Origin of the sequence: Sphingomonas sp. TDK1 (assembly GCF_001650735.1) — a bacterium.
Taxonomy (GTDB): domain Bacteria; phylum Pseudomonadota; class Alphaproteobacteria; order Sphingomonadales; family Sphingomonadaceae; genus Sphingomonas.
Genome location: NZ_LXVY01000022.1, coordinates 1 through 21,430 on the forward strand (window position 1 = coordinate 1; position 21,430 = coordinate 21,430).

26 protein-coding genes and 1 pseudogene are annotated in these 21,430 nt (G+C 67.4%); 13 read left to right on the plus strand and 14 right to left on the minus strand.

The window, feature by feature from the left end:
* Positions 1–233 (plus strand): annotated as a pseudogene (locus A7X12_RS25955) (hypothetical protein); the annotation flags it as partial.
* Positions 234–344: 111 nt separating this feature from the next.
* Here A7X12_RS25955 and queG read toward each other — a convergent pair.
* Positions 345–1,484: a tRNA epoxyqueuosine(34) reductase QueG gene (gene queG, locus A7X12_RS12460; RefSeq protein WP_064311989.1), complete on the minus strand. Its 1,140-nt coding sequence runs from the start codon at positions 1,482–1,484 to the stop codon at positions 345–347.
* Positions 1,485–1,525: 41 nt separating this feature from the next.
* Here queG and A7X12_RS12465 point away from each other — a divergent pair, with 41 nt between their 5' ends.
* On the plus strand, positions 1,526–2,452 hold the full coding sequence (locus tag A7X12_RS12465) for an ABC transporter ATP-binding protein (RefSeq protein ID WP_198162020.1): 927 nt from the start codon (positions 1,526–1,528) through the stop codon (positions 2,450–2,452).
* Positions 2,449–3,657 carry an ABC transporter permease gene (locus tag A7X12_RS12470; RefSeq protein WP_084445406.1) on the plus strand — a complete coding sequence of 403 codons (1,209 nt, stop codon included), beginning with the start codon at positions 2,449–2,451 and terminating at the stop codon, positions 3,655–3,657. Before A7X12_RS12465 ends, A7X12_RS12470 begins: the two co-directional genes overlap by 4 nt.
* A 107-nt stretch (positions 3,658–3,764) precedes the next feature.
* Here A7X12_RS12470 and A7X12_RS12475 read toward each other — a convergent pair whose 3' ends face one another.
* Positions 3,765–4,028: a hypothetical protein gene (locus A7X12_RS12475; RefSeq protein WP_064311932.1), complete on the minus strand. Its 264-nt coding sequence runs from the start codon at positions 4,026–4,028 to the stop codon at positions 3,765–3,767.
* A gap of 52 nt (positions 4,029–4,080) precedes the next feature.
* Between A7X12_RS12475 and rpiB the strand changes: the two genes are divergently transcribed.
* From rpiB to A7X12_RS12495, 4 genes are read left to right on the plus strand one after another with little or no spacing between them, the layout of a single operon-like run.
* Positions 4,081–4,533: a ribose 5-phosphate isomerase B gene (gene rpiB, locus A7X12_RS12480; RefSeq protein ID WP_064311933.1), complete on the plus strand. Its 453-nt coding sequence runs from the start codon at positions 4,081–4,083 to the stop codon at positions 4,531–4,533.
* Positions 4,530–5,837: a serine hydroxymethyltransferase gene (gene glyA, locus A7X12_RS12485; RefSeq protein WP_064311934.1), complete on the plus strand. Its 1,308-nt coding sequence runs from the start codon at positions 4,530–4,532 to the stop codon at positions 5,835–5,837. Before rpiB ends, glyA begins: the two co-directional genes overlap by 4 nt.
* On the plus strand, positions 5,838–6,299 hold the full coding sequence (nrdR, locus tag A7X12_RS12490) for a transcriptional regulator NrdR (RefSeq protein WP_064311935.1): 462 nt from the start codon (positions 5,838–5,840) through the stop codon (positions 6,297–6,299). It abuts the gene before it with no gap.
* Positions 6,296–7,018, plus strand: a complete 723-nt coding sequence (locus A7X12_RS12495; protein ID WP_064311936.1) for an RNA methyltransferase — start codon at positions 6,296–6,298, stop codon at positions 7,016–7,018. The genes nrdR and A7X12_RS12495 overlap by 4 nt, the downstream gene beginning before the upstream one ends.
* A gap of 192 nt (positions 7,019–7,210) precedes the next feature.
* Here A7X12_RS12495 and A7X12_RS12500 read toward each other — a convergent pair whose 3' ends face one another.
* Together A7X12_RS12500 and A7X12_RS12505 are read right to left on the minus strand one after the other, a co-directional pair.
* Positions 7,211–8,929, minus strand: a complete 1,719-nt coding sequence (locus A7X12_RS12500; protein WP_064311937.1) for a DEAD/DEAH box helicase — start codon at positions 8,927–8,929, stop codon at positions 7,211–7,213.
* 68 nt (positions 8,930–8,997) lie between these two features.
* A complete protein-coding gene (locus tag A7X12_RS12505) occupies positions 8,998–9,240 on the minus strand; it encodes a hypothetical protein (protein ID WP_232318489.1) in 243 nt (80 codons plus the stop codon).
* 80 nt (positions 9,241–9,320) lie between these two features.
* Between A7X12_RS12505 and A7X12_RS12510 the strand changes: the two genes are divergently transcribed.
* From A7X12_RS12510 to A7X12_RS12520, 3 genes are all read left to right on the plus strand, one after another.
* Positions 9,321–9,533, plus strand: coding sequence for a hypothetical protein (locus A7X12_RS12510; RefSeq protein WP_064311938.1), 213 nt, complete (start codon positions 9,321–9,323; stop codon positions 9,531–9,533).
* Positions 9,534–9,656: 123 nt separating this feature from the next.
* Positions 9,657–11,429, plus strand: coding sequence for an SLC13 family permease (locus tag A7X12_RS12515; protein WP_064311939.1), 1,773 nt, complete (start codon positions 9,657–9,659; stop codon positions 11,427–11,429).
* Between the two features lie 17 nt (positions 11,430–11,446).
* Positions 11,447–12,424 (plus strand): quinone oxidoreductase family protein, encoded by a 978-nt coding sequence (locus tag A7X12_RS12520; protein WP_064311992.1) that lies wholly within the window; start codon positions 11,447–11,449, stop codon positions 12,422–12,424.
* Between the two features lie 65 nt (positions 12,425–12,489).
* Here the strand turns inward: A7X12_RS12520 and A7X12_RS12525 are convergent, their stop codons facing one another.
* On the minus strand, positions 12,490–12,882 hold the full coding sequence (locus tag A7X12_RS12525) for a hypothetical protein (protein ID WP_064311940.1): 393 nt from the start codon (positions 12,880–12,882) through the stop codon (positions 12,490–12,492).
* Positions 12,883–12,953: 71 nt separating this feature from the next.
* On the opposite strand from A7X12_RS12525, the gene A7X12_RS12530 reads away from it, so the two are divergent.
* On the plus strand, positions 12,954–13,952 hold the full coding sequence (locus tag A7X12_RS12530; RefSeq protein WP_064311941.1) for an adenosine kinase: 999 nt from the start codon (positions 12,954–12,956) through the stop codon (positions 13,950–13,952).
* A 77-nt stretch (positions 13,953–14,029) separates the two neighbouring features.
* Here the strand turns inward: A7X12_RS12530 and A7X12_RS12535 are convergent, their stop codons facing one another.
* The 3 genes from A7X12_RS12535 to A7X12_RS12545 form a co-directional block, all read right to left on the minus strand.
* Entirely contained in the window at positions 14,030–15,583 is a 1,554-nt protein-coding gene (locus A7X12_RS12535) for an amino acid permease (RefSeq protein WP_064311942.1), read from the minus strand.
* Between the two features lie 130 nt (positions 15,584–15,713).
* Positions 15,714–16,091, minus strand: coding sequence for a histidine triad nucleotide-binding protein (locus A7X12_RS12540; RefSeq protein WP_064311993.1), 378 nt, complete (start codon positions 16,089–16,091; stop codon positions 15,714–15,716).
* A gap of 180 nt (positions 16,092–16,271) precedes the next feature.
* The gene (locus tag A7X12_RS12545) at positions 16,272–16,589 is read right to left on the minus strand and encodes a phosphoribosyl-ATP diphosphatase (RefSeq protein WP_064311943.1); all 318 of its coding nucleotides are present in this window, start codon (positions 16,587–16,589) and stop codon (positions 16,272–16,274) included.
* Between the two features lie 108 nt (positions 16,590–16,697).
* Here A7X12_RS12545 and A7X12_RS12550 point away from each other — a divergent pair, with 108 nt between their 5' ends.
* A complete protein-coding gene (locus A7X12_RS12550; protein WP_064311994.1) occupies positions 16,698–17,105 on the plus strand; it encodes a YbaN family protein in 408 nt (135 codons plus the stop codon).
* Between the two features lie 34 nt (positions 17,106–17,139).
* Here A7X12_RS12550 and A7X12_RS12555 read toward each other — a convergent pair whose 3' ends face one another.
* Positions 17,140–17,403 carry a hypothetical protein gene (locus A7X12_RS12555; RefSeq protein WP_064311944.1) on the minus strand — a complete coding sequence of 88 codons (264 nt, stop codon included), beginning with the start codon at positions 17,401–17,403 and terminating at the stop codon, positions 17,140–17,142.
* A gap of 443 nt (positions 17,404–17,846) precedes the next feature.
* Here A7X12_RS12555 and A7X12_RS25550 point away from each other — a divergent pair, with 443 nt between their 5' ends.
* A complete protein-coding gene (locus A7X12_RS25550) occupies positions 17,847–18,206 on the plus strand; it encodes a hypothetical protein (RefSeq protein WP_157105588.1) in 360 nt (119 codons plus the stop codon).
* Positions 18,207–18,263: 57 nt separating this feature from the next.
* On the opposite strand, the gene hisF is transcribed toward A7X12_RS25550, so the two are convergent.
* The 5 genes from hisF to hisB all read right to left on the minus strand — a co-directional run bounded on the left by hisF (position 18,264) and on the right by hisB (position 21,389).
* Positions 18,264–19,040: an imidazole glycerol phosphate synthase subunit HisF gene (hisF, locus tag A7X12_RS12560; protein WP_064311945.1), complete on the minus strand. Its 777-nt coding sequence runs from the start codon at positions 19,038–19,040 to the stop codon at positions 18,264–18,266.
* On the minus strand, positions 19,037–19,765 hold the full coding sequence (gene hisA, locus A7X12_RS12565) for a 1-(5-phosphoribosyl)-5-[(5-phosphoribosylamino)methylideneamino]imidazole-4-carboxamide isomerase (RefSeq protein WP_064311946.1): 729 nt from the start codon (positions 19,763–19,765) through the stop codon (positions 19,037–19,039). The genes hisF and hisA overlap by 4 nt, the downstream gene beginning before the upstream one ends.
* A 153-nt stretch (positions 19,766–19,918) precedes the next feature.
* Entirely contained in the window at positions 19,919–20,521 is a 603-nt protein-coding gene (gene hisH / locus A7X12_RS12570) for an imidazole glycerol phosphate synthase subunit HisH (RefSeq protein ID WP_064311947.1), read from the minus strand.
* The gene (locus A7X12_RS12575) at positions 20,518–20,802 is read right to left on the minus strand and encodes a YciI family protein (protein WP_064311948.1); all 285 of its coding nucleotides are present in this window, start codon (positions 20,800–20,802) and stop codon (positions 20,518–20,520) included. Before A7X12_RS12575 ends, hisH begins: the two co-directional genes overlap by 4 nt.
* Positions 20,802–21,389, minus strand: coding sequence for an imidazoleglycerol-phosphate dehydratase HisB (gene hisB / locus A7X12_RS12580; protein WP_064311995.1), 588 nt, complete (start codon positions 21,387–21,389; stop codon positions 20,802–20,804). The genes A7X12_RS12575 and hisB overlap by 1 nt, the downstream gene beginning before the upstream one ends.
* Positions 21,390–21,430: the final 41 nt, after the last annotated feature.

Consider the following 21,430-nt stretch of genomic DNA (forward strand, 5'->3'; position numbering starts at 1 on the left):
GCGGATCCTGGCGCGGTACCCGTCGCATCTGGGGCGGGCGACGCAAGGTCCGCGAGGCGCTCTACATCGCCGCGCTCAATGCCTCACGCCGCATTCCTGCCCTCACCGCCATGCGCGACAGGATGCGCGCCAAGGGCAAATCACCCAAGACCATCCTCATCGCCGTCGCAAGACAACTTCTCGTCATCCTCAACGCCATGATCCGTAAACGACAGCCTATCACGCTCGCCTGACCGTCACAGTTGCCCCATAGAGAGCCTAACCATATCGTAAAAGTTCTGTGTCGAGAACATAAAAATTCGTTGGAAATGACTGGTGTAAAGGGGGAGGCTACTATCCCCGGGTCACATCTCCGCGCCGGCTACAGGCTTCCATTCCGCAGAGACGGATGAGTCCGGCTCCACGAGCCTGCGGGTGTCGCCTTCCATCCGCCAGCGCCGCGGATCGAGTCTTTCCAGTGCCCAGGCGGCTGCGCCGCGCACCACCGCGGCCGGGTCGTCGAGCAGCGCCAGCACCGGCGCGACTAACTGCGCACTGCCGCTGTTGCCGGCGGCGATCAGGCAGTTGCGCACCATCCGGTCGCGACCGATGCGCTTGATCGGCGAACCGGCGAACACCTCGCGGAAGCTCGCATCGTCCAGCGCCAGCAGGTCGGCGAGCTTGGGCACGGTAAGCTCGGCACGGGGATGGAAGGCGAGGTTCGCTTGGGCGGCCGCCGCGAACTTGTTCCAGGGACACACCGCCAGGCAATCGTCGCAACCATAGATGCGGTTGCCGATCCCTTTGCGGAGTTCGCGGGGGATGGGCCCCTTGTTCTCGATTGTCAGGTACGAGATGCAGCGGCGCGCATCGATGCGATAGGGGCCGGGGAAGGCGCCCGTGGGGCAGGCGGTCTGGCAGGCATCGCAACTCCCGCAACCACCGCTGCTTGGGCCATCGGATGTCAGGTCCAGCGTGGTGTAGATCGCGCCGAGGAACAGCCAGCTGCCGTGGCTGCGGCTGACCAGGTTGGTGTGCTTGCCCTGCCAGCCCAGCCCCGCGGCTTCCGAGAGAGGCTTCTCCATAACCGGCGCGGTATCGACGAACACCTTCACTTCGGCGCCGGGCGCCTCGGCGACCAGCCAGCGGGCGAGCTCCTTCAGCCGCCGCTTGACCACGTCATGATAGTCGGCGCCCTGCGCATAGACCGAGATGCGGCCGACCTCGCCTTCGCTGGCAAGTGCCAGCGGATCGGCGGCCGGGGCATAGCTCATGCCCAGCGCGATCACCGAGCGTACCTCGGGCCACAGGCCCTTGGGGCTGCCACGCTGCTCGGCGCGCTCCTCCATCCACAGCATGTCGCCGTGCGCGCCTTCGTCCAGCCATTGTCGCAGCCGCTCGGCGGTGCGCGGCGCGGCGTCTGCGTGCGCGATGCCGCATGCCGCAAAGCCGATCTCTGCCGCCTTCGCCTTCAGCTGTTCTTCGAGGGACTTGTCTTGCCGCACGCGCACCCGCTACCACGTTGTGATTGCAAGGGGGAGGCATCGTGCAGCAACTCGCCGTCAGTGCCTCTGGGCTGGTCAAGCGTTTCGGTGAGCGGCGTGCCGTCGATGGCGTCGGCATTGCGGTGCCCAAGGGGCTCATCTATGGCGTGCTCGGCCCCAATGGTGCGGGCAAGACCACCACGCTGCGCATGCTGCTCGGCATCATCGAGCCGGACGAGGGGGAGCGCACCCTGCTTGGCAGCAGCCACCCACGGGATATGAGCGACCATGTCGGGTATCTGCCCGAAGAGCGCGGCCTCTATCCCAACATGAAGTGCCGGGAAGCGATCGCCTTCATGGGTGCGCTGCGCGGCCTGCCCTGGGCGATCGGTCGCAAGCGGGCGGGGGCGCTCCTTGAAAGCGCCGGCCTCGCCCATGCCGCCGATGACAAGATCCGCAAGCTTTCGAAAGGCATGGCGCAACTGGTCCAGCTGCTCGGATCGGTGGTCCACGAGCCCGAACTGCTGGTGCTCGACGAACCCTTTTCGGGGCTCGACCCGGTCAACCAGGAGCGACTGGAGCTGCTGATCCGCGGCCAGCGCGACCGGGGTGCGACGATCCTCTTCTCCACCCATGTCATGGCGCATGCCGAGCGACTGTGCGAGCGCATCTCGGTAATCGCTGGTGGCAAGGTGCGGTTCGAGGGCACGGTCGACGAGGCACGCGCGCTGCTGCCGCTGCGGGCGCGCTACACGCCGCATCATAATGCCGATGCGATTGGCGCGATGCTGCCCGCCGATGCAGTGCGCGCGGGGGGGAGCTGGCGGTTCACGGTACCGGAGGGCGGCATCGAGGCACTGCTCGTCCGTTTGATCGACGCGGGCCACGGCATCGCCGGCCTGTCCATCGAGCGGCCGGGCCTGCACGACGCCTTTGTGCGCATCGTCGGTGCCGAGGCGCTGGCGGATCAACCGGAGGTCATCGCATGATGCCGCGTTTCCTTCGCCAGGCGTTCACCATCGCCCGCCGCGACCTCACCGCGACGGTAATGACGCCCACCTTCCTGCTCTTCCTGCTGAGCCCGTTGCTGATGATCGGGTTCGGCGTGATCGGTGGCCTGAGCGGGCAGGCGGCGAGCAGTGCCGGCGAAGCGCGCCAGTGGATTGTCGCAATCGCACCCGCTGGCCAGCAGGAGGCGCTGCGCGCAGCCGATCGCGAGTTGCGCAGCGTGTTCAGTCGGGACTCGGCCCGACCTCGCCTGCGGCTCGATACACTCGGAGGCGATCCCGCAGAGCAGGCGCGTGCGCTTTTTGATTCGGAGGCGATCGAGGCCGCGGCCGTGCTCTACGGTCCGCTGGACCATCCGACGGTGCTGCGGCGTTCGGGCGACGAGGCTGAGGGGCGCTATCTCGCGGCGCTCGCTGCGCAGGCGCTGCGGGCCGAGCACGCGCCGGGCATCGGCAGTACCCCGCGCTTCGAGACCATTGCCGTGGAAGCGCCAACGGTCAGCGGGCGGGGGCAGGCGGCGTACTTCTCCACCTTCGCGATCTTTCTCGTCACGCTGATGCTCTCCGGCCAGGCAGTGGGCGCGATGGCGGAGGAGCGGTCGAACAAGGTGATCGAGATCCTTGCCGCGGCGGTGCCGCTGGAAAGCGTGTTCTTCGGCAAGCTGCTTGGTGCCTTTGGCTCGGCGTTGCTCTTCGTTGCCTTCTGGGGAACGCTGGTCGCCAATCTGCCGAAGCTGATGCCGCCGGCCATGGCGGGCGCGCTGTCCGATTTGAGCGTGGCGGTCGGGCCGATCTTCCCGTTGCTGCTGATCGGCTATTTCGTGATGGCCTATCTGCTGCAGAGCGCGGTGTTTCTCGGCGTCGGCGCACTCGCCTCCACCCAGCGCGAGATCCAGATGCTGTCGCTGCCGATCACCATCTTCCAGTTCGCGATGTTCGGCACGTCTTCCTATGCGGCCGGCAATCCTGCAAGCTGGGTCGCCACCATAGCGGAGATCGTGCCGTTCAGCTCGCCTATGGCGATGGCGGCACGCGCGGCGAACTCCCCGGAGCTGTGGCCGCACGCGTTCGCTTTTGCCTGGCAGGCGTTGTGGGTGGCGATTACGTTGACGATCGCGGCGCGGTTGTTCCGGCGCGGCGTGCTGAAGTCGGGAACGCCAAAGCGAGGCAAGAAGGCAGTAGCCTGACGATGGACGTTCCCCTCCCGCGTGGGGAGGGGCCGGAACCTAACAGCGCTTCTAGCACGTCGATCCCTCCGCTGCCCCTCGCGCAAGCGGGAGGGGCGGAATTGAATTCAATGCGCCGCGTCATCGATCGCGTTGCCGGCGCGATCGACGCCGTTCGCCAGCGCATCACCGGTATCGTCCGCGCCTTCGCGGATCGCGCGGCCGGCGGCGTCGGCGCGGTTCTCGATCCGATCGCCCAGCCGGTCGGCCGCATTGGCCAGCGAGTCGCCGGTACGATCGAGCGAATTGTCGACGCGGTCTTCGGTGCTCGGCGAGCAGGCGGCGAGGCCGAGTGCCAGCGCGGGAAGCAGAACGGACAGAGTCTTCGACATATGGTCTCCTGGGTGTCTAGCCAGCGGGCGCACACGCGCGTAGAGGGCCGCCATGCAAGACCGCATCGCCCTCGCCTCGGATCACGCCGCCTACGTAATGAAGGCAGAACTCGCCGATTGGTTGCGCGCAGCCGGTCATGACGTGCTCGATCTGGGCACCAACGGACCCGAGAGCGTCGACTATCCGGACTATGGCTACCGGCTCGGCAAGGCGATCGAGACCGGCGAGGCGACCTTCGGCATCGCGCTGTGCGGATCGGGGATCGGCATCTCGATCGCGGTCAACCGCAACCCCGCCGCCCGCTGTGCGCTCGTATCCGAGCCGCTTTCCGCCGGCCTTGCGCGCGAGCATAACGATGCCAATGTCATCGCGCTCGGCGCGCGGATGATCGGCATCGAGATGGCCAAGGCCTGCATCACCCAGTTTCTCGAAACGGCTTTCCTCGGCGATCGGCACGTCCGTCGCGTGGACAAGCTGAGCAACCCCGAAAGGAGCCCCGCATGAGCACCAATCCCGTTACGGCAGGCCTTCAGCCGGATGGCTTCTTCACCAAAAGCCTGAGCGACGTCGATCCGGCGGTCTTCGCCGGCGTCGAGCACGAGCTCGCCCGCGAGCAGCATCAGATCGAACTGATCGCCAGCGAGAACATCGTCTCCAAGGCGGTGCTCGAGGCGCAGGGCTCGGTGTTCACCAACAAGTACGCCGAGGGCTATCCCGGCAAGCGCTATTACCAGGGCTGCCACCCGTCCGACGAGGTCGAGCAGCTGGCGATCGATCGCGCCAAGCAGCTGTTCGACTGCGGCTTCGCCAACGTCCAGCCGCACTCGGGCGCGCAGGCCAATGGCGCGGTGATGCTCGCGCTGACCAAGCCGGGCGATACCATCCTCGGTCTCAGCCTCGATGCCGGCGGCCACCTGACCCACGGCGCGCGCGCGGCGATGAGCGGCAAGTGGTTCAACGCGGTCCAGTATGGCGTGCGCCCCGACGATCACCTGATCGACTATGACCAGGTCGCGGCGCTCGCCCGCGAGCACAAGCCCAAGCTGATCATCACCGGCGGATCGGCCTATCCGCGCCACATCGATTTCGCCCGCTTCCGCGCGATCGCGGATGAAGTGGGCGCGATGTTCATGGTGGATATGGCGCACTTCGCCGGTCTCGTCGCCGGCGGCGTGCACCCGACCCCGTTCGGCCACGCGCATGTGGTCACCACCACCACGCACAAGACGCTGCGCGGTCCGCGCGGCGGCATGATCCTCACCAATGACGAGGCGATCGCCAAGAAGATCAACTCGGCGGTGTTCCCGGGCCTGCAGGGCGGTCCGCTGATGCACGTCATTGCCGCCAAGGCGGTCGCGTTCGGCGAGGCGCTGCGCCCCGAGTTCAAGAGCTATGCCGCAGCGGTCGTCGAGAACGCCAAGGTGCTGGCGGCGACGCTCAAGGAGCGTGGTGCCAACCTCGTCTCGGGCGGCACCGACACGCATCTGGCGCTGGTCGACCTCACCCCGCTCGGCGTGACCGGCAAGGACGCCGACGAGGCGCTGGAACGCGCGGCGATCACCTGCAACAAGAACGGCATCCCCAACGATCCGCTGCCGCCGATGAAGACCAGCGGTATCCGCGTCGGCTCGCCGGCGGGCACCACCCGCGGCTTCGGCCCGGCCGAGTTCCGCGAGATCGGCAATATGGTCGCCGACGTGCTTGAGGGCCTGCGCGCAAAGGGCGAGGCGGGCGACGCCGCAGTCGAGGCCGATGTGAAGGCTCGCGTCCGCGCGCTGTGCGAACGTTTCCCGATCTACGGCGGCTAAGTGCGCTGCCCCTTCTGTTCCAATGAAGCCAGCCAGGTAAAGGATAGCCGCCCCACCGACGATGGGGCGGCGATCCGGCGGCGCCGGCAATGCGAGGCGTGCGGGGCGCGCTTCACCACCTTCGAGCGCATCCAGCTGCGCGACCTGACGGTCGTGAAAAGCGGGGACCGGCGCGAGCCGTTCGAGCGCGAGAAGCTGATGCGCTCGGTCTCCACCGCCTGCCGCAAGCGGCCTATCCAGCCCGCGCAGATCGAGCGGCTGGTCTCGGGCATCCAACGACAATTGGAAACGACCGGCGAGAGCGAAATCCCCTCCCAGCGCATCGGCGAGCTGGTGATGGAAGCGCTCAAGGGCCTCGATTCGGTGGCCTATATCCGCTTCGCCAGCGTGTATAAGGACTTCCGCGAGGCGAAGGATTTCGAGGAATTCGCCGGTAACGTCAGCGAGGTCGGCAAAAGTTGAATTCCCCCGTGATCGTGCTCGTCCGCCCGCAATTGGGCGAGAATATCGGCAAGGCCGCGCGCGCCATGCTCAACTTCGGGCTGACCGAGATGCGCCTGGTTTCCCCCCGCGACGGCTGGCCGAATCCCTCGGCTGGCCCCGCGGCGAGCGGTGCCGACATCGTGCTGGAAAAGGCGCAGGTGTTCAGGAGCGTCGCCGATGCGGTCGCGGATTGCGCGCAGGTCTACGCCACCACGGTGCGCAAGCGCGGGGTGACCAAGCCGGTGGTGACGCCCGAGGTCGCCGCGCGCGAGATCCATGGTGCCCCCACCCGCAGCGCGATCCTGTTCGGGCCGGAGCGCTCGGGGCTGGAAACCGACGATGTGGCGCTTGCCCGTACGATCATCACCGTGCCGATCAATCCCGAGTTCGGTTCGCTGAACCTGGCGCAGGCGGTGATCCTGGTCGCCTATGAATGGTCGAAGCATGTCGGGCTGGAGAGCCCACCGCTGGTCGACCTGGAGCCGCCGGCGCCGCAGGAGGAACTGGACGGGATGATCGGCCAGCTCGACGCAATGCTGGACGAATCGGGCTATTATTTCCCGCCGGACCGGGTGCCGTCGACCAAGCGCACGTTGCGCACGCTGCTCACCAAGCCGCGCTGGTCGAGCCAGGAACTGCGCACGCTGCGCGGGGTGCTCTCCGCGCTCGACGGCAGGAAGCGCCACCGGGCGGAGTAACGGCCTGCCGCCAGCAGTCCGCCCGCAACCTGACCATCGTCATTCCGGCGAAAGCCGGAATCCATTGGGGTCGCCGGCGGGGCTTTTGCTGTGGCGTAGTGGCGAATGGATCCCGGCTTTCGCCGGGATGACGGCTTGAAGTAGAGCGAACAGCTCCCATTCCACGCCGGGAAGGGGAGCATATCTCAAGCCTCAGCGGCGCGGCGGGCCCTTGCGGAAGCCGCCGGGTTTGCCGTTGGCATTGCTGCGGTTCGGCGGACCGCGACGCACGGGGCCATCGGCACGCGCGCCGGGCTGCGGCGCTTCGGTCGAGCGCTCGATGCGGATGCCGTCGTCGTCGTCGCCCGCGGTGCGCGCGAACTTGTCGACCGCCGCCGCGAACTTCGCCGCCAGCGGCGCCGGGATCTGGAAGTGCGTCTCGTTCGCCGCGATGCGAATCGCGCCGACTTCGTTGCGGGTGATATGCCCGCGACGGCAGATCAGCGGCAGGATCCAGCGCGGGTCGGCGTTCTGGCGACGGCCGATGTCCATGCGGAACCAGACAGTGTCGTCGAAGCCGGGGCGGTGACGCTCCTGCTGCGCGGCGCGGCGGGCTTCCGGCGTCGCCTCGATCAGCTCTTCCGGCTCGGGCAGCTGCGAGCGGTGGGCACGGACCAGCGCGGCGGCGATCTCGGCCGGGGTCTTCTCGGCGAGCAGACGCTCGGCCAGCGCCACGTCTTCCTCGTCCGTCTCGATCGGCTGGAGCAACGCGGCGATCAGACGTTCGCGATCCGCCGCGCGGATCTGCTCGGGCGTCGGTGCGTCGATCCACTCCGCCGGGATGCGCGCGCCGTGCAGCATCTGCTCGACGCGGCGGCGGCGCGGATAGGGGACGATGAGGACGGCGGTGCCCTTCTTGCCCGCGCGGCCGGTACGGCCCGAACGGTGCTGGAGCGTCTCCGCATCGCGCGGCAGCTCCACGTGCACCACCAGCGTCAGCGTCGGCAGGTCGATCCCGCGGGCGGCGACGTCGGTGGCGACGCAGACGCGCGCGCGACGATCGCGCAGTGCCTGCAGCGCATGGTTGCGCTCGGACTGCGAATGCTCTCCGGACAGCGCCACGGCGGCGAAGCCGCGCTCCATCAGGCTGGCATGGAGATGGCGGACATTGTCGCGCGTCGCGCAGAACAGGATTGCCGTCTCCGCCTCGTGCAGGCGCAGCAGGTTGATCACGACATGCTCGATGTCCGCTGGCGCAACGGTCACCGCCTGATAGCTGATGTCGCCATGCCCGCGATCGTCGCTCTTGGTGGTGATCTGGAAGGCGTTGCGCTGGTAGCGCTTGGCCAGCGCCACGATCGGGCGCGGCATCGTCGCCGAGAAGAGCAGCGTGCGGCGGCCTTCCGGCGTCGCGTCGAGGATCGCTTCCAGCTCCTCGCGGAAGCCCATGTCGAGCATCTCGTCGGCCTCGTCGAGCACCGCGACGCGCAGGCTGGACAGGTCGAGCGCGCCGCGCTCGAGATGGTCGCGCAGACGGCCCGGCGTGCCGACGACGATGTGCGCGCCGTGATTCAGCGTGCGACGCTCCTTCGAGGCGTCCATGCCGCCGACGCAGGTGGCGATGCGCGCACCCGCCGGGCTGTACAGCCAGATCAGCTCGCGGCTGACCTGCAGCGCCAGCTCGCGCGTCGGCGCGATGATCAGGGCGAGCGGCGCACCGGCGGGCGGCAGCATCTCTTCGCCGGCGAGTAGTTCGGGCGCCATGGCGAGGCCGAAGGCGACCGTCTTGCCAGACCCGGTCTGGGCGGAAACGATGAGGTCGCGGCCCGCGGCCTGGTCTTCCAGGACGGCGGATTGGACCGGGGTCAGCGTGGAATAGCCACGCTGTTCCAGCGCCTCGGCGAGGCGCGTCGGGAGATTTGAAATAGACATTGAGACCCTAAAAATGGGGCTACGCGCGGCGCACCGCAAGCCCATACGACAGTGGCAGGCGCGCCCCTCTATCCTCGCGCGCGATCGATAAGCCAGACAGCGAGCGAGAGGGCGAACCCCACCGCAAGCCCGGCCAGCAGCCCCGCCGTCGCTTGTCCGCGTAAGGCTCCGGCCACTGCGCCGACGAGAATGCTCGCCGTCAACAGGAAGCCGCCGGCCATCGGCGAACGCGAAGAGGTGGACTGCATGCGGCCCTTTGCCACGAATCCGCGCGTCGCGCCAGCCTCACCCATGGTTTCCCGATCGTTCACCAGCATCGTCCACCGGAGCGGAGGGAAATCGGCGTATCAGGCTGGCACGGGCCGGGAGCTCACCGTGTGCTGGAGTTGCAATGGACGTCTATCCCTATCTGGGCGATCGGGACGAAGTGAACGACGCCGCCGATCTGATTCGGCGCTTCGGCGAAGCTGCCTGCGGGGAGGCGGCTGCACGCGCCGATGCCAGCCGCGACCTCGGCAATGTCGTGCACTTCTGCCGCTGGCGCCAGATCGAGCGGCTGGTGCTGCTTCTGTCGGTAAAAAAGGTGCTAGGTACCGTGCATTGAGGTTGCGCTGAGGGCAGAAACCTAAAAGCGTTCCTGCCCCGCCACATGGAGGATATGGTTGGCCGCCGGAGCCAAGCCCACCATCCCCGCGTTCCATCCTCGCACCCCTATCGCGAGGTACGCTTGACCACTCCCCAGATTCTGTCGCTCGTCGTGCTCGCGGGCATGATGCTGCTCTTCGTGTGGGGAAAGCTGCGCTACGATATAGTGGCGGTGCTGGCGCTGCTCGCCGCGTTGGCAGTGGGGGTGGTGAAGCCCAAGGAGGCATTCACCGGCTTTTCGGACGATATCGTCATCATCGTTGCCTCGGCGCTGGTGCTCTCCGCCGCCGTGCAGCGCTCGGGCGTGATCGAGCGGGCGATGCTGCTCCTCCAGCGGCGGGTGACGCGGGTGCGTTCGCAACTGCTGCTGCTGAGCGCCAGCGTCGGCTTCGCCTCGGCGCTGGTCAAGAATATCGGCGCGCTGGCGATGATGATGCCGGTTGCCTTCCAGATGGCCAAGCGCTCCAAGGCCTCGCCCGCCACCTTCCTGATGCCGATGTCGTTCGCCTCGCTGCTCGGCGGGCTGATCACACTGATCGGCACCTCGCCCAACATCATCGTCAGCCGCGTGCGCGAGGAGATGATGGGCAAGCCCTTCGGCATGTTCGACTATGCGCCGGTGGGACTGGGGCTTACGCTGGTCGGCCTGGTCTTCCTGCGCTTCGCCTATCGCTTGATCCCCCGCGGCCGCCGCGCCGCGCCGACGCTGGGCGAGGCGATGGACATCGAGGATTACGTCACCGAAGCCGCCATACCCGAGGGCTCGGCGGCGGTGGGTGAGACGGTCGCCGAATTTCGCGAGCGGCACGATCATGCCGTGGCGGTCACCACCATCCTGCGCGGCGGCATCCGCAGCATGCCCTTTCCGGACAACCGGCTCTGCGCCGACGACGTGCTGATCCTCACCGGCGCGCCGGACGAGCTGGAGCGCGTGATCGCCACCGATGCGCTGGTGCTGGAAGGACAGGATCGTGCCCGGCCCGACGGCAGCACCGGCGAGGTCGGGGTGGTCGAGGCGGTGATCGGCACCGATTCCAGCCTGATCGGTCGCACCGCCGGACGGCTGGGGCTGCACGAGCGGTTCGGCGTCAATCTGATCGCCGTGTCGCGCCAGGGCGAGCGGCTGTCCGCCCGGCTCGGCGACATCGAGCTGCGCGCGGGCGACGTGATCGTGCTGCAGGGGCCGCTCGACCTGCTGTTCGAGCGGCTGGGCGAACTCGGCTGCCTGCCGCTCGCCCAGCGCGAGCTGCGGCTTGGCAGCGCGCGCAAGGGGCTGTTGCCGCTCGCGATCTTGGGCGTGGCGATGGCGGCGACGGCAACTGGCTATGTTCCGGTGGCGGTCGCGTTCTTCGCGGCGGCGGGTCTGACCATCCTGCTCGGCGCGCTGCCGGTGCGCGAGGCGTACGCGCATATCGAATGGCCGATCCTGGTGATGCTCGGCGCGCTGATCCCGGTCAGCGATTCGCTCCGCACCACCGGCGCCAGCAAGGTAATCGGCGACAATCTCGGCCATATCGCCGCGACCCTGCCGCCCTGGGGTGCGGTCGCGATGATCCTGGCGGCCGCGATGGCGGTGACGCCGTTCCTCAACAACGCCGCGACGGTGCTGGTGATGGCGCCGATCGCCGCCACCTTCGCGGGCGAGCTCGGCTATCGGCCCGAGGCATTCCTGATGGCGACCGCCGTGGGCGCGGGCTGCGACTTCCTCACGCCGATCGGCCACCAGTGCAACACGTTGGTGATGGGGCCGGGCGGCTACAGGTTCGGCGATTATGCGCGGCTGGGTGCGCCCCTGTCGCTGCTCGTCTTGATCGTCGGTACGCTACTGATCATGGCCGTCTGGCCGGTGCATTGAGGATATAAGGAATGGCGATGGAGCAGATGATTCGGTTCGAGCAGATCGGTGGCCCCGAGGTGCTGCAATGGGTCGAGGTCGACCTGCCCGAGCCCGGCCCCGGCGAGGTGCGCCTGCGGACGCAAGCCGCGGGGCTCAACTTCATCGATGTGTACCACCGCACCGGCGTCTATCCGGCGCAGATGCCCTCGGGCATCGGCGTGGAGGGCGCGGGCGTGATCGAGGCGGTGGGCGAGGGCGTTACCGGCTTCGCGGTCGACGACCGCGCGGCGACCTTCGGGCCGGCGCTCGGGTCCTACGCCACGGCGCGCAACCTGAAGGCCGAGACGCTGTTCAAACTGCCCGAGCAGATCAGCAGCGAGACCGCGGCGGCGGTGCTGCTCAAGGGCTGCACGGTGGAGTTCATGGTCGAGCGCGCCGCCAAGGTGCAGCCGGGCTGGACCGTGCTGGTCCACAGCGCGGCGGGCGGCGTCGGCCAGATCGCGGTCGGCTGGCTCAAGGGCATCGGCGCGACGGTGATCGGCACGGTCGGCCACGAGGCCAAGGTGGAGAAGGCCAAGGCGGTCGGCTGCGACCATGTGCTGCTCTCGCGCGGGCAGGAGGATGTCGCGGCGCGGGTGCGCGAGATCACCGGCGGCGCAGGCGTTCCGGTGGTTTTCGACGGAATCGGCAAGGCTACCTGGGAAGCGTCGCTCGGGTCTGCGGCACGGCGCGGGCTGATCCTCAGCTATGGCAATGCCAGCGGTTCCGTAGAGGGCGTGAAGCTTGCCACGCTCAACCAGCATGGTTCGCTGTTCGTTACCCGACCCAAGCTGTTCGATTATTACGTCACGCCGGAGGAGCGGCGGGCCGGCGCGGCGCGCCTGTTCGAGATGCTGGGGAAGGGCGCGGTGAAGCCGGAGATCGGCCAGCGCTTCGCCCTGCGGGATGCCGCGGAAGCGCACCGCGCCATCGAGGGTGGACAGACGACCGGATCGACGATCCTGCTTCCTTGAGGAGGCTTAGCGTCCGCGGCTCGCACACCCCTTCCGCTTGCGGGAGGGGTGCTTGGTGGTCGAGGCTACTTCCGCTTGCTCAGCGCCGCGACGCAGCTCGCCTGGTCGAGCGGACTGCCGTTGCGCTGACGCGCGTCCACCCAGGTGACGGTTGCCGCGCCATTCCCGTGTTCCGGCGGATACAGATAGGCGTCGAGCACGCAGATAGGCCCTACGAATTGGAGCTTGCGGCCCTTGCCTTCGGTCACGTCGAGCCGCGGCTGGCCGAAGCGGGTGAGCAATTGCGTGGCATTAAGGCCGCGGATCGGTGCGAGGTTCGCCGGCTGCTCCGGCACCGGTACCCGCCCGGGTACCGGCAGCGGCCCCGCCGGGCGTGCATCGGGAACTGTCCCGGAACAGGCGGCGAGCAATAGCGCCAGCAGCGGCCCCGATGGCTTGGCAAGACGGACAGCGTTCAAACGGGTTTCCCTTGGTTGCACTCTTTGCGGCCTCTCTCTACGGCGACGCCAATTCAATTGGAGCCCCAAACTTGACCAACCCCAGCTACGACGTGGTCGCGATCGGCAATGCCATCGTCGACATTCTCGCCCAGGCCGACGACGCCTTCATCGAATCGATCGGCGTACCGAAGGGCTCGATGCAGCTGATGTTCTCGCCCGAAGAGGCGGATGCGCTCTACGCCAAGATGGGCCCGGGCCGCGAGGTCTCCGGGGGCTCGGCGGCGAACACTGTCGCGGGCATCGCGGCGCTCGGCGGCAAAGCCGCGTTCATCGGCCAGGTGGCCGACGACCAGATCGGTGCGGTGTTCGCGCATGACATCCGCGCGGCCGGCGTGCATTTCGATACGGCGGTACGCGCCGGTCAGCCGACCTCCGCGCGCTGCCTGATCTTCGTGACGCCGGACGGCCAGCGTACGATGAACACCTTCCTCGGTGCCTCGCAGTTCCTGCCGGCAGCCGCGCTCGACGAGCAGCTGATCGCCAATGGCGCGATCCTGTACCTCGAAGGCTATCTGTGGGATCCGGAAGAGCCCCGCGCCGCGATGCGCAAGGCGATCGAGATCGCCCGTGCCGCCGGTCGCAAGGTGGCCTTCACCCTCTCCGACGTGTTCTGCATCTCGCGCCACGGCGACGATTTCCGCAAGCTGATCGAGGACGGGCTGATCGACATCCTGTTCGCCAACGAGGCAGAGCTGCTCGCTTTGTGCGCGCATGAGGATTTCGAAGCGGCGGTGCAGCACATCCATGGCAAGGTGCCGCTACTCGTCGTCACGCGTAGCGAGAAGGGGGCGATGGCCCTCCAGGGCGACGAGCGGATCGAAGTTCCCGCCGAACCGATCAGCGCGCTGGTCGACACCACGGGCGCGGGCGACATGTTCGCCGCCGGCTTCCTGCACGGCCAGGCGCAGGGCAAGGGGCTGAAGGAATCGCTCCAGCTCGGTGCGATCTGCGCGGCGGAGATCATCCAGCATTATGGTGCCCGCGCCGAGAAGGACCTGAAGGCGCTCGCCGCTGCCAAGATCGGCTGATCGCCACAGCGACCCAAAGCAGAAGGGCCGGAGGATCGCTCCTCCGGCCCTTTCTTTTTGTGCCGCTGATCCGAAGATCAGGCGTCCTTGTAGCCCGGCGTGTGGGCGTCGCCGATCGGCGGCACCGGCTGGGGCGGGGCGTCCGCATCGGCTTCCGGCACGTCGACCAGCCCGCGACCGACATGGCTGCGCGAACGGCTATAGGCGTAATAGACCACCAGGCCGACCGCCGCCCATCCGAAGAACAGCGCGATCGTCGGGCCCGAGAGACTGACGAAAAGGTAGAGACAGCCCGCGATTGCGATCGGCGCGGTCACCATGATCGCCGGGGTGCGGAACGGGCGGTGGCGGCTCGGATCGGTCCTGCGCAGCACCAGCACCGCGATCGACACCGCCGCGAAGGCGAACAGCGTGCCCGAGTTCGACACGTCGGCCAGCAGGCCCACCGGGAAGAACGCCGCAAACAGCGACACGAAGACGCCGGTCAGGATGGTGATGACGTGCGGGGTGTGGAATTTCGGGTGCACGCGCGAGAAGAACTCGGGCAGCAGGCCGTCGCGGCTCATCACGAAGAAGATGCGGGTCTGGCCGAACATCATCATCAGGATGACCGAGGGCAGGGCGATGATCGCCGCGGCACCTACCAGCCAGCCGAGGAACGGATGGCCGATCGAGCGCAGCGTCCATGCCAGCGCTTCCTTCGAGCAGACCACCGCCTGTTCGGTGAGCGCCGAGCATGCCTGCGACAGCGCGGGCGTGCCGGGCGAGAGCACTTCGCCGGCCGGACCATGCACCGGTTGCGCGCCGACGGTGCCGATCACGCCGGCAGCGACGAGCATGTAGAAAATGGTGCAGATCGCGAGGCTGCCGATCAGGCCGATCGGCATGTTGCGCTGCGGGTTTTTGGTTTCTTCGGCGGCGGTCGAGACCGCATCGAAGCCGACATAGGCGAAGAAGATCGAGGCGGCGGCGCCCGAGATGCCGGCGAAGCCGAGCGGGGCGAACGGTGTGAACTGTCCGGTCTTCAGCACCGGCAGGGTGACGACCACGAACATTGCCAGCGCGAGGATCTTGATGCCGACCAGCACCGCGTTGACCGAGGCGCTTTCCTTGGTGCCCTTGACCAGCAGCGCGGTGACGATCGCTGCGACGGCCATCGCGGGCAGGTTGATCATGCCGCCGTCGAACGGCCCGCGGATCAGCTGCAGCGGCACTTCGATGCCGAAATTATGCTGGATGAAGCCCATCATATAGCCGGACCAGCCGACCGATACGGCGCCGGCCGCAATGGCATATTCGAGGATCAGCGCCCAGCCGACCATCCAGGCGACCAGCTCGCCCATCACGGCGTAGCTGTAGGTATAGGCAGAGCCCGAGACCGGCACCATCGCTGCCATCTCGGCATAACAGAGCGCCGCAACCGCGCAGACGAAGCCGGCGATAACGAACGAGATCATCATGCCCGGTCCAGCCTTCTGCGCCGCCTCCGCGGTAAGCACGAAGATGCCGGTGCCGATCACCGCGCCGATGCCGAGCATGGTCAGCTGGAAGGCGCCCAGCGAGCGGTGGAGCGATTTCTTTTCGGCTGTAGCTAGAATGGCATCGAGAGGCTTTACGCGCCCGAATATCATTGCTTGATCCCCATATGCGGCGAGCGTTGCGCCGCCCCCAAATTGGTAAAGGCGCGAGCCTAGTCGCAAACGCGCCTCGCGCAATCCCTTACGGCGTGCCGACGTGAAACAATGTTGCGTCCCGGCGCAATTACCGCGCGAGCATGGGCCCGAGCGGGCGGCCTGCGAAGATATGGACGTGCAGGTGCGGCACTTCCTGGCCGGCATGGACTCCGGTGTTGGCGAGCAGCCGGTAGCCGGGCTCGACGAACCCGGCGTCGCGCGCGACCTTGCCCACGGCGCGGATGAAGCCGGCGATCTCGGCGTCGGACGCGCGCGCCGAGAAATCGTCCCAGCTGACATAGGCGCCCTTGGGGATCACCAGGATATGGTGCGGCGCCTGGGGCGCGATGTCGTGGAAGGCGAGGGCGTGGTCGTCCTCATAGACCGTCTTCGCCGGAATCTCGCCGCGCAGGATCTTCGCGAAGATGTTCTGGTCGTCATAGGGCTTGGTCGGGTCGATCGGCATTGGTGGCTCCTTCAGCGCCATCCCTTATCGCAGGGTTCGGCAGCCACCAATCCTCCCCCGCCAGGGGGAGGGGGCGCCGAAGGCGACGAAGGGGGAGGGCAGCGATCAACCAGCGTTATGCGTCCTCCCCCTCCGTCAGGCTGCGCCTGACACCTCCCCCTGCGGGGGAGGATTGCGATTTCACGCCCCCCGCGCCGCCTTTTCGGCAATCCCGGACACGCCCTCGCGCCGCGCCAACTCCGTGCGGACGTCGTTGAGGCTCAGCCCCATGTCGGCGAGCAGCACGAGCAGGTGGAAGAGCAGGTCTGCCGATTCCTTCACCAGCTCCTGGCGATCGTCCTGGATGGCGGCGATCACCGCTTCGGTAGCTTCCTCGCCCAGTTTCTGCGCGATCTTGGCGCGGCCGCGGGCGGTGAGCTTGGCGACGTAACTGGTCGCAGGGTCGCCCAGGCGGCGGTCGCGGATCGTCTGTTCGAGCGTGTCGAGAAGGTCGGCCATGGCCTCCGGCTGCGGGAGGCGTGCGGCGCTGTCAATCCTGGGGCGCGGGATTGCGGTGCTTCCCCTATAGTAGTTGCGAGCGATTCGCGGCAGCAGGACGGGATGACGATGGTGCAGGAACGCGAATCGAAGACGGTGCCGGGCGGCTCGCGCCTGTCGCGACCCTTGTGGCTAGTGCTGGGCTTCGTGTTCGTCGGCCTCGGCTTCATCGGCGCGCTGCTGCCGCTGATGCCGACGACGATCTTCCTGATCCTCGCTGCCGGCTGCTTCGCCCGCTCCTCGCCGCGGCTCGAGGCATGGCTGCTCGGCCATCCGCGATTCGGGCCGACGCTGCTGGCGTGGCGCGAACAGGGCGCGATCCCGCGCAAGGGCAAGGCAATGGCGTGTGCGGGCATGGCGCTTGGCTACGGCCTGTTCACCTGGGGCGCACGGCCGGGGCCGTGGCTGGCGGTCGGCGTGGCGGCGGCGATGCTGGGGTGCGCATGGTATGTGCTGAGCAGACCGACGGCGGTGTAGCGCGACGCGACGCTTGGCGCCGGCGCTGCCGATATCAGGCCGGCCTGCCTTCGGTAAGCTCGACGATTTCGAACGCGTAGGACGCCCAGCCGCGTTGCCTGGCGGCCTCGGCCAGCGCCGTGCTCTTGCCGGCGGCTTCCTTCGGCGACTTGCTGTGCCCCCAGAAGACCTCGGTCTTGCCGTTCTCCAGCACGGCCACGATCCGCCAGAAATGCGTGAACGGCGCGGCGGTGGGGCCGATCGTCTTCACCCATCCGTCGGCCATGGTAGCGGTCAGGTAGCGCTTCTTCCTCGCCATGCAGAGCCGATACCGGTCAATCTTGCAGCGGTCACGGCTTTATGCAGTGGCCGCTTGGCACGTCTGGGCATGGCGCTGTAGCGGATAAGCCTTGCTTACCCCCGAACCGGAATCCCCGGCGCCAGCGTCGCCGAGGCATGGCCGTCGCGGATGCCCGCCACCCGATCGTCGAGCCCGCCGACGCCGACCGACGGCTACCGGATTCTGGCACCCGTGCCGCAAATCGGCGAGCCGCAGGGGGAGGAACAGGTCAAGCCGTGATCGCCGGGGCAATAGCGCAGTGTTCAATTCCCACAGCGTGCGCGTTCAGGAGGCGTATCCAGAAAACATCCGAATGGGATGTAAGTATAACCGAAATAATGATAAAATGTTTAATTGCTGTTGCCGGGTAATTGTAAAATGTTAAAATAATTCGCCGACATTTAGATATTGGGAGAAAATAAATGAACATCATCAGGAGAGTATGTCTGTCAGTGGCTGTCATATTGCCGATCTCGGTGATCGGCGCGCCTGCTGCGGAAGCTCAGACATTGAACGGGAGTGCGGGTCGCGTATGTGGCGTGACCGTTAGCGGCGCAGCTGTTGGCTATAAAGGCGTCGCATTCACCAACGTAACCATCGATCTGGTTACGACGTCCGGACAATCGATACGCTTGGCGACCAATGTCGTGGTCGAGAACGGGAAGTATAGCTGGGCTGGTATCGTGCCCGGGCTCGCGGCGGTTCCTGCGGGATCTAAGATAAAGCTGACCACCAACCGCCAATATAGCACGACGATCGACGCGCCCACATGCCAGTCCTGACGGGCTGACTCGCGTCGATGGCCTCGGAGCATGGGCCGCGCCCGGGCGCGGCTGCGGCTATGCCTTGTCCCTCGGTGTCCGTGTGGGAATCCCCGCCGCTGCCAGCGTGGCATGCGCCTCGGCGATGGTGGCCTGGCCGAAGTGGAAGATCGACGCTGCCAGCACGGCCGAGGCATGGCCGTCGCGGATACCCGCGACGAGATCGTCCAGCCCGCCGACGCCGCCCGATGCGACCACCGGCACTGTCACCTGGTCGGCGATGGTGCGGATCAGCTCCAGGTCATAGCCGTCGCGGGTGCCGTCGCGGTCCATCGAAGTGACGAGCAGCTCGCCCGCGCCCAATTCGGCTAGGCGCAGCGCGTGTTCGACCGCATCGATGCCGGTTTCGCGGCGACCGCCATGGGTGAATACTTCCCATCGCCCGTCGCTCGTCCGCCGCGCGTCAACCGAGGCGACGACGCACTGGCTGCCCATGCGGTCGGCGATTTCGGCGACCACTTCCGGCCGCGAGACCGCCGCGCTGTTCACCGCGACCTTGTCCGCGCCGGCCAGCAGCAGCGCGCGGGCGTCCTCGACGTTGCGCACGCCGCCGCCGACGGTGAGCGGCATGAAGCACACCTCGGCGGTGCGGCGCACCACGTCGAGGATCGTGCCGCGCGCCTCGTGGCTGGCGGTGATGTCGAGGAAGCAGAGTTCGTCGGCACCCGCCGCGTCATAGGCGCGGGCCTGCTCGACAGGATCGCCCGCGTCGCGCAGCTCGACGAAGTTGACGCCCTTGACGACGCGGCCGTTCGCGACGTCGAGGCAGGGGATTACGCGGGCGCGGACGGTCATCGCCCGGCCTCGATCGCCTCGGCGAGGTCGAGCCGGCCGTCATAGAGCGCGCGGCCCGAGATCACGCCCTCGATGCCGTCTTCGACATGCTTACGCAGTGCATGGATGTCGTGGATGTCGGTGACGCCGCCGCTGGCGATCACCGGGATCGAGACGGCGCGGGCGAGTGCCACGGTCGCCTCGACATTGCACCCCTTGAGCAGCCCGTCGCGGCCGACATCGGTGAAGAGCAGCGCGGCGACGCCAGCATCCTCGAAGCGACGGGCGAGATCGACCACGCGTACGTTCGACACATCGGCCCAGCCATGCGTGGCGACCATGCCGTCGCGCGCATCGACCGCGACGACGATCTGGCCGGGGTGCGCGCGGGCTGCTTCGCGGACGAGGTCCGGATTCTCCAGCGCGGCGGTCCCGATCACGACGCGGGTGACGCCGATGTCGAGCCAGCGCGAAATCGATTCGCGATTCCGGATGCCACCGCCGAGCTGCACCTTGGCAGGCGTCTTGGCGAGGATGTTGGCGACCGCGAGGCCGTTGACCGATTCGCCCGCGAAGGCGCCGTCTAGGTCGACGACGTGCAGCCACTCGGCGCCCGCCTCGGCGAACAGCGCGGCCTGCGCGGCGGGGTCGTCGCCATAGACGGTGGCGCGGGTCATGTCGCCTTCGGCGAGACGGACGACCTGGCCGGCCTTGAGATCGATGGCGGGGAAAATGTGCAGGGTCATTGGTTCGTCCATGTCGGCGTGCCGTACGCGTTCCCCTCCCGCTTGCGGGAGGGGCTAGGGGAGGGGATGGAACCTCGCGGCGCTTCTACCACGTCAGTCCCTCCCCCGACCCCTCCCGCAAAAGGGAGGGGAGCGAAAGTCGGAAGCGTGCGCTCACGGCCTCCACGCCAGGAACCGCTCCAGCAGCGCGATCCCGTAGCGCTGGCTCTTTTCCGGGTGGAACTGCAGGCCGACGATATTGTCGCGGCCGATCGCCGCGGTCACCGGGCCGCCATGGTCGGTGGTGGCGAGTACCGCGTCGCCGTCAAAGGCGAAGCTGTGTAGAAAATAGGCCTCGCCGCGTTCGATCAGCGGGTGGTCGGCCACGGGCACCACATCATTCCAGCCCATGTGCGGCACGCGCAGCTCCGGCGAAGCGGGTAGCTGGCGGACGGTACCCGGAATCCAGCCGAGCCCGGCATGGCTGCCGAGCTCTTCCCCGGTGGTCGCCAGCAACTGCATGCCCACGCACACGCCGAGGAACGGCACCGCGTCGCGGAGCACGCGCGTCTCCAGCGCCTCGATCATGCCGGGCAATGCGCGCAGGCCCGAGGCGCAGGCACCGAACGCGCCGACGCCGGGCAGCACCACCCGGTCCGCGCCAAGCACCACGGCCGGGTCCGCCGTAACCGCGATGTCGGCAGCACCCGCAGCCTTCAGCGCGTTGTGCACCGAGTGGAGGTTGCCCGCGCCGTAATCGATCAGCGCGACGGTCACTGGCCTAGCGCCTCCAGCCCCGGCGCGAGGATACCCGGCGAGACTTCGATGAATTCATAGTCAGCAGCACCGGCCGTCGCGAAGGGATCGCCCGCCGCCCAGGCCCGCACCTCGTCGAGCGACCCGCGCGCCATGAAGAAGCCGCCGGTCACCGGCACCTTGCGGCCGGCGACCATCAGGCGGCCATCGGCGACAGCCTGCTTCAGCCAGTCGACATGCGCGGGGCGCAGTTCGTCGATCTGGGCAATGTCCACCTTGTAGGTCAGCAGCACGAGGATCATCACAGCACTCCCTTGGTCGACGGGACGGTGTCCGCCTTGCGCGGATCAATCTCCACCGCCTCGCGCAACGCGCGGGCCAGGCCCTTGAACGCGGCTTCGGCGATATGGTGGTTGTTGCTGCCGTACAGCGTCTCGACGTGCAGCGTCAGCCCTGCGGTCTGGGCGAAGCTGTGGAACCAGTGCTCGAACATCTCGGTGTCCATCTCGCCGAGCTTCTTCTGCGAGAATTCGGTCTTCCACACGAGATAGGGTCGGCCGGAAATGTCCACCGCGACGCGGGTCAGTGTCTCGTCCATCGGCGAGAGCGCATCGGCGTAGCGGCGGATGCCCTTCTTGTCGCCCAGCGCCTTGGCGATGGCTTCGCCGATCGCGAGGCCGGTATCCTCCACCGTGTGGTGCTGATCGATATGGAGGTCGCCCACCGTCTTCACATCCATGTCGATCAGCGAGTGCCGGCTCAGCTGTTCGAGCATGTGATCGAAGAATCCGATGCCCGTATGGATGCTATAGACGCCGGAGCCGTCGAGGTTGACGGTGACGTCGATCGAGGTTTCGCTGGTCTTCCGGCTGATCGTCGCGGTGCGCATGAAGGTGCACATAACGCGACAAGCGCTGCATGCAATCTTGA